The 11,617-nt window shown below is 52.7% G+C and carries 7 protein-coding genes; 1 reads left to right on the top strand and 6 read right to left on the bottom strand.

Annotated features, from left to right (window positions below; genetic code table 11):
• Positions 1–634 precede the first annotated feature (634 nt).
• Positions 635–1,573: a Fic family protein gene (locus HY788_23690; protein MBI4777146.1), complete on the top strand. Its 939-nt coding sequence runs from the start codon at positions 635–637 to the stop codon at positions 1,571–1,573.
• A 159-nt stretch (positions 1,574–1,732) separates the two neighbouring features.
• Here the strand turns inward: HY788_23690 and HY788_23695 are convergent, their stop codons facing one another.
• From HY788_23695 to HY788_23720, 6 genes are all read right to left on the bottom strand, one after another.
• Positions 1,733–2,068, bottom strand: coding sequence for a HigA family addiction module antidote protein (locus tag HY788_23695; GenBank protein ID MBI4777147.1), 336 nt, complete (start codon positions 2,066–2,068; stop codon positions 1,733–1,735).
• A gap of 5 nt (positions 2,069–2,073) precedes the next feature.
• On the bottom strand, positions 2,074–2,331 hold the full coding sequence (locus HY788_23700; protein MBI4777148.1) for a hypothetical protein: 258 nt from the start codon (positions 2,329–2,331) through the stop codon (positions 2,074–2,076).
• A gap of 83 nt (positions 2,332–2,414) precedes the next feature.
• Positions 2,415–4,613 (bottom strand): DUF1998 domain-containing protein, encoded by a 2,199-nt coding sequence (locus tag HY788_23705; protein MBI4777149.1) that lies wholly within the window; start codon positions 4,611–4,613, stop codon positions 2,415–2,417.
• Positions 4,613–7,312, bottom strand: a complete 2,700-nt coding sequence (locus tag HY788_23710; GenBank protein ID MBI4777150.1) for a DEAD/DEAH box helicase — start codon at positions 7,310–7,312, stop codon at positions 4,613–4,615. The genes HY788_23705 and HY788_23710 overlap by 1 nt, the downstream gene beginning before the upstream one ends.
• A 4-nt stretch (positions 7,313–7,316) precedes the next feature.
• The gene (locus HY788_23715) at positions 7,317–10,598 is read right to left on the bottom strand and encodes a hypothetical protein (protein ID MBI4777151.1); all 3,282 of its coding nucleotides are present in this window, start codon (positions 10,596–10,598) and stop codon (positions 7,317–7,319) included.
• Between the two features lie 350 nt (positions 10,599–10,948).
• Positions 10,949–11,488, bottom strand: a complete 540-nt coding sequence (locus HY788_23720) for a hypothetical protein (GenBank protein ID MBI4777152.1) — start codon at positions 11,486–11,488, stop codon at positions 10,949–10,951.
• Positions 11,489–11,617 lie beyond the last annotated feature (129 nt).

Below are 11,617 nucleotides of genomic sequence, written 5' to 3' on the forward strand. Positions count from 1 at the left end.
CCCATAATTCACCTCCCTTGGTAACTAGTTTGATAACTAGTTACCAAGGGACGAATAAAAAGTCAAGAGGATTCCCTTGATTTTCCAACCAATACGGGAAATTTCACATGAAATTCGACTAGTCAAGGGCCAAACTACAGGGGTCATTCCGGCTTACGCCGGAAAGACCCAGGGCAGATGCAGTCTCCACGGAGGAAAAAGGCGACCCAAAGCGCTGTCTCAGAGACTTCCCCCACAGACCAATTTCCACCTGGGCGCCTCCCGCAGGAGCCTGCCTTGAGCTTGTCGAAGGGTGGCGCTGACCTTAAACGTTTTGAAAGGAGGGTACGGGGGGAAAACGTTGGAAGAAGTTTTCCCCCCGTGAATACTTACAAATCGCCAAGTCCTTTCCCGGCCCGGCTTAAGCGGTTGGTTCTCCTTCAAGCGCCCCGTTAAGAACATGGAGCACCTTCCATTTTCGAAATATGAATTGGCTACTGGAGTGAGAATGGGCTATTATTAAGCTACTATTAAAGAGAGGTGTCCGACATTGTTGTCTTTAGACCAAAAAAAATTGGCTGATATTTCGATCCCGGTTGGGACGGGTTGGCTTCTCGGCTCTTGTATGGAGGCCCGCGGGAAGCAAGACCTATGGATGAGGCAGAAACCGGAGGTTCTCGATGTTCTGCGCGAACAGGCGATTATCCAGAGTGTGGAATCCTCAAACCGGATAGAAGGCGTGACGATTCCCGCCGATCGGCTCCGTCCGGTGGTTTTGGGAAAGGCCAAGCCCCGGGATCGTTCGGAAGAGGAACTCGCGGGATACCGGCAGGCTTTGGATTGGATTTTCTCGCGAAAACGCAAGGTTTCCGTCATGCCGGCGGTCATTCAGCGGCTTCACGCACTCGCTCAGGGTGGTTTTTCCGGCGATGCGGGTGAATGGAAAAAGCGGGACAACGAAATTATCGAGATTCTGCCGAACGGCGAGAGGAAAATCAGGTTTGTTCCCACTCATGCCAAGGACACACCGAAAACCATGGAGGCCCTTTGCCGGAATTATAGAGAAGCCTGTGACGACCAACTCGTGCCACCACTTTTTATTGTCGCCACTTTCGTGTTCGATCTTTTGTGCATCCATCCGTTCCGGGACGGAAACGGACGTGTTTCACGGCTTGCTACAACGCTTCTGCTCGAGTCACACGGTTTCCAGGTGGCGCGCTACGTCAGCTTGGAACGTCTGGTCGAGCAGAGCAAGGAAGAGTACTATGGCGTCCTGACCGAATGCTCCCAGGGATGGCATGAAGGCAAGAACGGGCTCCTACCCTGGTGGAACTACTTTCTGAGCGTGTTGCGCGTTGCCTACAAGGAGTTGGAACGACAAGTGGAATCGACGGAGGCCCGTCCCGCTAAAAGCGACCTGGTAGAACGGACCGTTCTCGCTCAAGTGGAGCAGTTCACCCTGGGAGACCTTGCGGCCCAGCTTCCATCGGCCAGCACCCAGTTGATCAAGAAAATTCTCGCGAAGCTGAAAAAACAGGGCAATGTCCGGCTTGTCGGAAGAGGACGGGGCGCTCGCTGGGAAGTCATCCCTTAGAAGGCAAGACAAGGTTGGCAAAGGGCTACCGACTCGGATAAATGGCTATCTTTAGGCTACCAAGGACAGGGAGGCGCGTTGTTTCATTGTCGATAAACACGTAAGAAGTCGAAAACGGCCGTTTGCCATCATTCCGGCGAAAGCCGGACTCCAGTGATTTCAACTAGTTCTGGCAGGCGCCGAATCCGGATCATGGAGCGCCTTTTGTGGAAAGGGCTTAACCTTTTTCCATTCGTCCGACTCTGTTTCAGCTCGCCACAGATCAACATTCTTCTGCAGATTAAGCCAGAAATCCGGAGTGGTTTCAAAGGCGCGGGACAACCGCAACGCCATATCGGGCGTGACAGATCCTCTTTCATGGATGATCTTGGATAACGTTTTCCTTGAAACACCAAGGGCTTCAGCCACATCCTTAATCGTAACCCTTAAAGGAACAAGATAATCTTCTTTAATGATATGGCCCGGATGCGTCGGGCGTTTTGTCATTTTTCTCATGGTCATTATTTCCTAATGACTTTTTTTTGCTCTTGCCCCGGCCATGAGGCTATAGAGAGATCGAGGAGCTCGGTAATATCCTGCCAGGCATCGAATTTCTTGTCCAGGTTCTTGGCTTTCATGTCCTCCCGGTACTTGGCATCCCCGAAAATGGCTCGCTTCCGATTCCTCGGATAACGATGGAATGCAGCGCCCGGACGCGTCCATGCGAGCTTGGCTTCGCATGCGTCTCTGGTACCCGTCTGGTGCTTGCTTGTCAACATGGAAACAAGATCCCTATGTTTCCCCGTAACCGGCACGCCAATGGTCGATGCCATATATTTGGATTTTAGCGGCAGTTCACAAATTATAAAATGCCAATTCGCGCTTCTTCTAAGAATCTTGCCACTGGCTCCCTTCTCAACACGTGATGACAGAATTGGTTGTCGTATGTTTTCAGGCAGGCGTAACAGGCAGTGTCTTTGTCACACGACTGGCAATGGGCTGTAAGGAATAGTGCCTTCTCCAGAACAGCATTTAGGTTCGTGCCTATACGTCGCGCGTGTCCGGCTCCTCCAGGGATGCTGTCAAAAACAACAATTGCCGGTGGGAGATATCGCTCAGCGTAAGGATATAGGCACCCATCAATGTCGTCACGCTCAATTCCAAGGGCCTCGCTCGCCCCCTGCAAAATAGCGTAAAGAAGAGACCACCACAGCGACCTCTCCGGATCATTTTGGCGCTCTGCAAAGAAACGGAGTTCCAGAACATCGGATAGGAATTCATGCCCCAGGTGCCGCGAATCCAGGATACCATTGCATGGCTTGTCGAAGGCGCTTTGATGGTGCCGACTTCTTCGGCTTGGTCCTAGTGGTGCTGGTTCGGCGTACCCGCAGGTCTGGCAAACAAGAAAACCTCTGTTGGCGATACCGCTGTTTACAACTACGAGTTTCCCCTGCCTCGAAAATCGGTACGATAGGAGAGGTCTTCGGTCACCATGACTGCCCTCAGGGAAATCGCGGAAATCGCCGTCAGTAACAGCTTTTGCGTGCTCCGAAAAGAAGACACGTGAAGAGTACAAACGTTGAGGGCGAATATGGCCAACTCTTTCCGGGTCTTTGTTGCTGAAGAAGCCGAACTGCGGAATTACCAAAACCCCGGAGCGAGACCCGCGTCCTCGCATTACCCCGCCGCAGGCCTCACATATCCCCGGCAGGGTTTCGTATTGTTTATTCTTATGGAATCGCCCACAATGTGGGCAGACCGCGTAAGCGAACTCGGAAGGGTCACGACCGGGAAGACGTCGGATGCCGGTACTTGTCCACAAGCGGTGCCCTGCCACGACCTCGCCCCCCGGGGCATACTCAGAGATGGCTACTTTCAGATCTCGCTGGAGTTCCAGTTCTTGCGCTACGTCGCTGGCAGGCTTCAAGCGCAACTCAACTACATCGACAGGAAAGCCGTATTTGGGCAGTACGTTTCGAGAGGCCAGAAAACCAAGAAGCTGACGGCGGCGAATATTGTTTCCCTGTCGTTTAAAGGCCGATGCCTTTGAATACTTCCGGGCGGCGCTTGCCTCTTGCTCTAATCTCTCATACTCAGCAAGATCGGTCCGGACTTCCACAGCCGCTTGCCCCAAGACGCCACTAAATTGACCACCCTTATCCACTTGAATCAGCTGCGGCACCCAGCCCCATTCTTTGAGGCGAAACTCGGCCAGAATTTCAGGATCCGGTGGAACGATAGCCAAGAGCGATGCGAGCAGGTCGCCTGGCCTTTCTGCTAGCATATGCACCAGTTCGGCTGGTGCTGTAATTCCTGTTGTCCCATGGCAGAAAAACTTCTCGACATTTTCAAAAGTTTCAGGGTGTCGGCGAAAGAACTCTGCGAGTGCTACACTGTGTAGATGTCGCCTCACGATCTTGGGATTGTGAATCTCGACAGCTGGGGGCTTGATCTTTCCGCTGATGAATTGTTCCGGCTTCATGAAGTGGGCCATATCGTGCGGCCGCCGTTGTGCATAGGTAAGCGCAAAGGCAGCAACAGCGGTTCGCCGCCCAGCCCTCCCAGCTCGCTGGACGTAATTGGCCGTCGTTGGAGGAACATTGCGCATAAGAACAGCCTGCAGGTCCCCCACGTCTACCCCAAGCTCAAAGGTAGTTGAGCAACTCAAAACGTTGACTGCACCGTCCATGAACTTCTGTTGAATCTCAGCGGCTTTCCGTGCACCCCACTGTGCCGTGTGTTCAGAAGCTATCATAGGCACTGGATGCATTCCGACGTACAAGCGACGGTAGTGGTGATTTTCAAGCTCCGTGCCTGGGTCAAACTGTTGCATTGCACCTGAGCAGCCCATCGTCGGACAGACTTCGTTAAGTGTTATGGGAGTTACAGCGTGACAGACGGAGCAACGCGTCCATTCTATCTGCGCCGTCGTTCCCAAACGCATCTCGACGAAATTGGGATCAAGGTGATAGGCTACACCGAGGTTCTGATCGTAGAGCATCACAGGTTTCAGAATAGGTGTATCAGTAAGTGATCGCCAGACCGCACGCAGCACTTCCATTACAAGCGCTTCTTCAGATCCTTCCACTTCGCCAGTAAGCGACGCAAGTAGTCAAAGCGCCGGTTCGTGACGTGTACCCGAAGATCCCTCTGCGGAACCCATCCCAAGAGTGTCACCCCCCTGGTATTGCTCCCTCCTGTCTCACGGCAGTAAACCAGCCTATTCCTCGGCTCAAACTCACGGGAAGTGATATCCGCCGGTTCAACACAAAGGCATCCAGAGAAACGTAGTGTGTCCAACAGCACCTCGACGAGAGACCATGCGTCATACTCACTAAGACTCCATGGGCTTCGCATCAAACTGTGTGGTGGTCTCCACTCTGAAGGCTTGGTATAGCCCACTTTGAGGAGTGCCGTGCCTTCTAACCCGAATCGCCTATCAAGGGCGAGTAGCTCCTGGAAGACCCAACTGCATCTTTCCTTCTGCTCGCGCGCCGCATCGCCAGGGGAGGGGAAGATATTGAGATTACGAGACAACTCGAGCAATAAGGTATCAGCAAGTCCGATAGGACGAGCTGGTTCTCGACCAAATCTCTCACCATGGAGTGTGAGCGCCTTAACTATTATACTGCGCTGCAAGAGGCCTTGGTGGGTAGTTTCCAAATACGGTGCAAAGTATGCCGCATCCTGGCGGCTATCAGAAAAGATCAGCAGCTTTCGGCTGCCACCCGGCCGGCTCGATGTCGAATCTGGTGGGACATGCTGGTAAAGAGATGACGCAAGAACTGCCACCGGCGCATCCTTGCCCGTGTAGAATCGATGAACAATATCCTCATAGGGAGTCTGCGCGCCACATGCCGGGCAGGTAGCTAAACGACCATCCCGGAGGGGGGCTTCGTAGACTACAATGTGTCTTTTGGAGTCGCAAGTGCACACAGGCTCAGTCATGCCTCGAGTGAACGCTCCGCAAGCAGCGCAGATCGTCCCAGGATTCGATACCAAGAGATCAGGTTCCGCATCCGAAAGGGCCGCTTCGTCTTCATCGACCTCGGAGTCTGGGGGGACATCCCAAGAGAAAAAGCTCTTTTCCCCAGGTCGCTCGTTCTCGGAGGGCCGTAGTGGTCGAAGGCAAGGACCGGAAGCCACGGTTCCATCCTCTCGAAGATGATCAGTTTCGAGCGTACCGGCAAGCGCCGTGTGTCCGCAGCGGGTGCAGGTTGCAATCTCGAAAGCCTGGCACGGAACTCCCTGTTCCTCCGTTCGATCTACGGGTTCGAGGTGGAGCACCGGCTCTTCACATGCAGGGAAAGTCACGAAGGCTCCCTCCAGTGCACGGCAGAATAGGTGGTAGCGTGCAGAAATCAGCGGGGCGGAATCAGCCTCAGGCTTTGCTTGCACGCACAGTGAAATAAGACCGACCAGAGCGAGGAGGGAGCCTGCGCTTTCCTTCCCGAAGACCCCTACTTCCGCTGCCGCAGACTCCAGGGATGCGGGTTTGGATCTCAGGATTGTTTTCAGACATTGCACGCGCTTGTCACCATGAAGTATCCAGTAAAGAAAACAATCGGACGTCCCTCCGGCTTGCTTGACCGCTTGATCAACTACTTCATCTGGTACGTTGTGCTCGCGAGCAATCTCTGCCATCGCTTGAAGGTTTTCTAAATGGTCCTGGAATGCCTGATAGAGTGCAGGATCGGGTTCTCCCCAAGGTTCACATGAATGAGAGTCGGCCTGTATGCTCGGCTCTACGATGTCCTGTCGATCTTTGTCCTGCTCTTCCCATTCGAACATCTCTCCGAACAAAGCAGTGGCGAAGTCGGCGACACGCGGGAAATCAGCCCTCCCTCCGCCGAGGGTAGCGCTTGTCGCGATGCACCGCAGAGCACCCTGTCGGCTCTTAACGACACGATCTTTAAGACGTCGAAGCAGCATACCGACTTCCATTCCGGCCGCTCCGCTATAGCTGTGCGCCTCATCTACCACCACAAACGCCCAGGAACCGCTGAGTATCCCGTCAAAAAGGGGAGTGTCTTTAGGACGCAAAAGGAGGTATTCCAGCATTGCGTAATTGGTTAACAGGATGTGGGGCGGATGATCGCGTATTTCGTCACGACTGATGAGTTCATTCTCGATGCGCGGTTCATGGGGAAACACGTGCCGGAAGTCCTGCTCCGCTGTGTCCTGGTGCTCCTGTGTCTGTCCCGTGTATCGTCCGAAGCTTACTTCGGGCATCTTTTGTAGCAGCCTGCGTAGCCGCTTGAGCTGGTCGTTTGCTAAGGCATTCATGGGGTACAGAAGCAAAGCACGGACCCCCGGGGCTTTTATTGTTCCAGTCTCACATTCGCGCAACAGATGATCAATGATAGGTAGAAGGAACGACTCGGTCTTGCCGCTGCCTGTTCCTGTAGCCACCACCACGTTGCGCCCATTCCGCACCTTTGTAATGGCTCGATCCTGATGCTGGTATAGCCTTCGATCAATAGGGTAGCCGTAATTCGGAAACCCGGGGCCATCTAGTGCAATAAAATTGTGGCTTAATACGCCATCTGATGCCAATTCGCGTATGTTTCGACCGCTTTTGAAGGGTGGTGTTGCTTCGAGGTATGGTCCACGGACAAGGAAATCCTGCCGCTGAAGAAGTTCCCTGAACTGTCGGCGGAGTGGTCCATTCCTCATCGGAAACGCGGTCTCTATGTAACGTTCGTAGTCCTCCCGTATACGCCTAGATACGACAAGAGGATCAAGCTGGTGTTTTTTCATGACCTCACTCTATCCATCTGCGATGCGTGTCCCATTCGTTCAGTACCGGATACACGCGTCGGTATGTCTCTCGGCTCATCGCAAAGGTATTCTGGCGTTCCGTCACGGTAATGTCAGGACATTCAATTCTTACCGTATGCAGCGCACGGCGTATTAATTCCTGGGGTTTCTTCCAGTCTGTGGCAAGGAGGTCTACAGAGAACCAGTATTTGTAGTGCAGATCGCACAGGAGGTCTAAGGCGAGCGTACGCAAGCTATTCCCCTCAGCCCAGCGTTTGCAGTCTTCATAGGTCAGTAGCTTTGCCGGATGCCGATGGGCCCTAACCAAAGCCATATCAGTCTTGCTGCCACCTTGTAAGCTCGGTGCTTTTGCTTCCAGCCATACTTCAGAATCCAACTTCCCGCACTCCTCTGCGAAGGTTACAACAGGCTCTATGGGTATGTGCCATCTACCTGGCTCTGCACAAGCGTTGGCAGATAAGGGTTTAGACGGCACACTTTGGTCAAGGACCCTCCAAAATACTCGAACCTCGGCATCCATCCAACGCTCCCCTCTGGCCTCAAAAACTACATGTGGGGAATCCCCCTCGATCAAGTTTTCCATGTCTACATCGATACATACTTCACTCCAATCGACAGTAGAATTTCCCCCGAAGATGATTGCCCATCTGAAGATTGTGGGAGCCAGAAGGTGCATGATACATATCTGAACATTCCTCACCTCACAAGACGCCGAAGTGGTTCCCGCTACCGTGATATGGGAGTCGGTATTCTGAAACATGCGTAGTGTATCGTTGATTGTTGCAAGGCGAATCAACCATCTGTCCTTTCGCGCAAGCTGTTCTGCCCCCAAGTCAACGATTGTGTTCTCTTGGCCACAACCAATCCATTGAGCTTGTAGTTCCGCTTCTCGCCACGTCATGTCGCGCATTTCAAAAAGCACACAGGGACTATCTTCTTCGATCAGGTTGTCGGATATCATTTCAATAGGCGTGACCTGCCAGACCGGTGTATCGGAAGGCCGTCGGAGGAAGGCCCATCGGGGACCATCAAGCCTAAGAGGCACTGATAATGGCGGGAAGCCGCGACTATGCCACGTGAGCACCAACTCAACATCATGACGTCCTTCGGGGATCGGGATTACCTGGAAGCCGTTTGCTGGCTCTGGGGGTCCCGAAAGTATAGAAGAGAGGCTTTCGGAAAGGGTCACACCCTCGGGTAAATAGATTGCTACTGCTCTTCCATCTTGTTGCCATTCCCACTTTAAATCTGGTACCCACCGGAACCGAAAATTTGCCACTCGTTTTTCACGATGCCATAAAATAATCGCCAGATATCCAGGGCATAACTCGGGAGGGATTAAGTCCCGGAGGTCGATAACAATTTCGCCCACGCCCGACTGTGAACTCGATGAGAGATCGGCTGGGGTCAGTTCGATAGTAAGAACTCCCCGAATTCCACAGCCGGCAATACGCATTCTCACATTCTCAAGGGAATTGATCTCTTCGCCGAGCTTCGTGCGCACAGCTAAATGGGGAGGCGTGCTGCCGAAAAGGACCGTATTGTCAGCGCTGGTCTCAGTGTTCTGGAGTAGATCACCGCCGGAAAAAGCGACTTCACCCTCCGGCTGATCAACCTTCAGTACGTCCGCACAATTCCCACAGCTGAGTTCGATAACAGAAGCCCCGGACAAGTCGATCTCTTTCGCCCTGTACCCCATCCATTCCCCCGTCAAATGGCAGAGTTGAATTTCCACATCAGGTAATGCAGTGTCACGGAAATCTCGAACGATCACGGCACAATTAGGGGGAATCACAATCCACGTGGGCTCCGCGCGAAGGGAGCGTGAGACGTCTAATTCCTTGCAGTTCCTTCCAGAGAAAAACTTCCAAGGTTTCTGAATGCACATGGCATTGATAGACCAAGAAGCAATGGTTTCCTTGTCGACCACAAGTTGAATCTGATAAGGCCCGTCAGGGGAAGCAGGTATTTCGTGCGCAGCAAATACCGCTTCCTCGCCACGTCGTTGGGCATAATCACTTGGTCCCCGCAGCCTCTGCCCACAAGCGGAAACTTCCCAGGAGCAAATTTGTCCCCCAGAGTCGATGGGCAGCTTCTGCTCGGGGAAGGCGAGCAGAATCCCCGAATAAGGGTCCAACTTTAGGCAAGGGCTGCGGGGTGGTGGGGGATCATTGTGTTGGTTCAGCCAAATCTCATAGCATTGTACAATGCGCTGGGGTAGCCCTAAGTCCGAGGCCTGAGGAATTGTGCCTGTTTCGAAACGTTTTCGTACCATCCTGATGGCTTCGGAAAGAATTTGCCTTGCCACTTGTCCCCCGCGCTTCAGAAACTGCCATACGGGCTTATCGACGCCCACAAATCTAGTGGGTTGGCTAAGCCATGCTGGAATGAGGTCTTCTGCGGAAAGACCCGTCCACGAAGGTGAGCGTACGGCAGGCTCCAGTAGCTGCCCAAAGACCTCCGGTAAGCAATCGTTGGGCAGCATAGCGTGACATAAAATAGGCCCGATATAGTGAAGCCCAACTTCATGGGATGGGTTCAGGCCGAAGGCGAGGATAAACCAAAGAAACTGCTGTCCACAATCTCGTTGGTATTGTGGAGTGCAGGGGATACCGATAACACGTAGCGCAAAACCCCAATACTCGCCGTGGGTGTACCCATATGCCCCAGCCAAGGAAACGAAACATGCTGCCGCACCAGGGTATTCAGCCCATATCCTTTTCGTTGCAGCTCTTGGCCCGTAGGCTCTCACCCAAGAACGTAACTCTTCGCACAGCAGTTCGAACTCTTGGATACCCTTGTCAACTTCCCCTATGAACCGCAACCCTTTTCTTATGCGAGACAATAGATCGTTATGTACCCCAGCAAGATGATCAGTCCGATTACTCGGAGACAATCGCATGAGAAGCGGTGAACAGAATGTCGGTGGAAAAGCGGCCGCCTCGCTTTGGCACTTGTCCATCCTGGGTTTAAGCACAGCACCTTCCAAGGAAACGCTTGAAACTGACTGGATAGGAAGAAGCCTGACGGCATGCGAGCCTGTAAAGCCATGCTCTTCTTGGTTGATGCGAATGTCTGGGAAACCGGCTTCAGCGGGTGCAGTGTCAAGCACGGAAAGACTGCCAAACACTATAATTGATTGTGTGCAAAGAATAGGCAAGCCATCACCTTTCTTGCTGCCAACGACGCTGAAAATAGTCACAATTTCAAGTGACACAGAGTGAATCTGCGGCAAGAACCCGTGAGACAGCCATTTAGCAGCCACAAAGCGTTGTTCCTGTATTGCAGGCTGGGGGGACGAGAAAGAGACAGGATGAAGTACCAATGAGAGCAATGTATCTAGCCTAAGGTTATCAATAGATTTTGGCATGACTCCAGGCGTTCGCGGCCTAACGCATACTGCCTTGATATCGCATGCCGATTCACAGTTCGTAGCGCAGCTGACCGGCTGTTCGTACGAAATGGTCAAGACGTAGGTATCAATGCCCCAGAACGTCCTAAATCCAACCTCTGTCGCGATAGGGAATGGAAGCGGGGAAACCTTTCTTATGATGCGAGCACAGAACGAAATGTGCTTTCGTGTGCGAGGCATCTTTGCTCCTTGCTTTTCTTAGGCTATTTTTTGGAGAGTTCATCCAGGAGAACACGGATGCGCTCAAATGGCTCCAACACTTCCACCGATTCTACTCTCGGAATTAACTGCTCCACCTCTGCTGTGGCCTCCTGCCTCCACCGTATGACTACCTCGCCAGATGCTGTAACTATTCGTCGACAGGTTGGCACATCGTCGGGACCAAAGTTGGAGTCCGCACGTTGAATTAATACCACTGCGGTTCCGGCAACGTCGAAGCCACGCAAGATCGCCTCTTCTTCGGTGAAAAGCACGGGAAGTCTTACCCTTGGTTTTCCGTGTTCATCGGATAGTAGTGAACCAGTAATGTGTCTACCGAGAAGTTCTGGCTTGAGCGTTGCCCCGTACAGTAGTTCCTGGATACGATTTGTCTTGATAGGCGACTCAGTCGTATGCCAGAACTCGATCGGAACACCATTTTCGTCGGCACACAAGAATCCTCCAACGTAGCCTTTTTCCCCTTTGTTAACAACGACAATATAACCGAATTTCTGTCCACTCTTGGAGTTGTATAGAGATTCCAATTTATACCTCCCTTCCATTATTGGGCTGGAATGGCAATGCAATCTCAGGGAAACATGAGACCCCCTCTCTTTTCGCGAGACCAAAGGGCTACAAGAAATCGTTCCAAAGAGTCCTTTCTTTTTGATGTC

Source organism: Deltaproteobacteria bacterium (assembly GCA_016208165.1).
Classification (GTDB): Bacteria; Desulfobacterota; Desulfarculia; order JACQYL01; family JACQYL01; genus JACQYL01.

Bases quoted from the DNA above. Each gene is read 5' to 3' on its own strand.
- HY788_23690 (MBI4777146.1), top strand. From the start codon at position 635: ATGAGGCAGAAACCGGAGGTTCTCGATGTTCTGCGCGAACAGGCGATT.
- HY788_23695 (MBI4777147.1), bottom strand. From the start codon at position 2,068: ATGAGAAAAATGACAAAACGCCCGACGCATCCGGGCCATATCATTAAA.
- HY788_23700 (MBI4777148.1), bottom strand. From the start codon at position 2,331: ATGTTGACAAGCAAGCACCAGACGGGTACCAGAGACGCATGCGAAGCC.
- HY788_23705 (MBI4777149.1), bottom strand. From the start codon at position 4,613: ATGGAAGTGCTGCGTGCGGTCTGGCGATCACTTACTGATACACCTATT.
- HY788_23710 (MBI4777150.1), bottom strand. From the start codon at position 7,312: ATGAAAAAACACCAGCTTGATCCTCTTGTCGTATCTAGGCGTATACGG.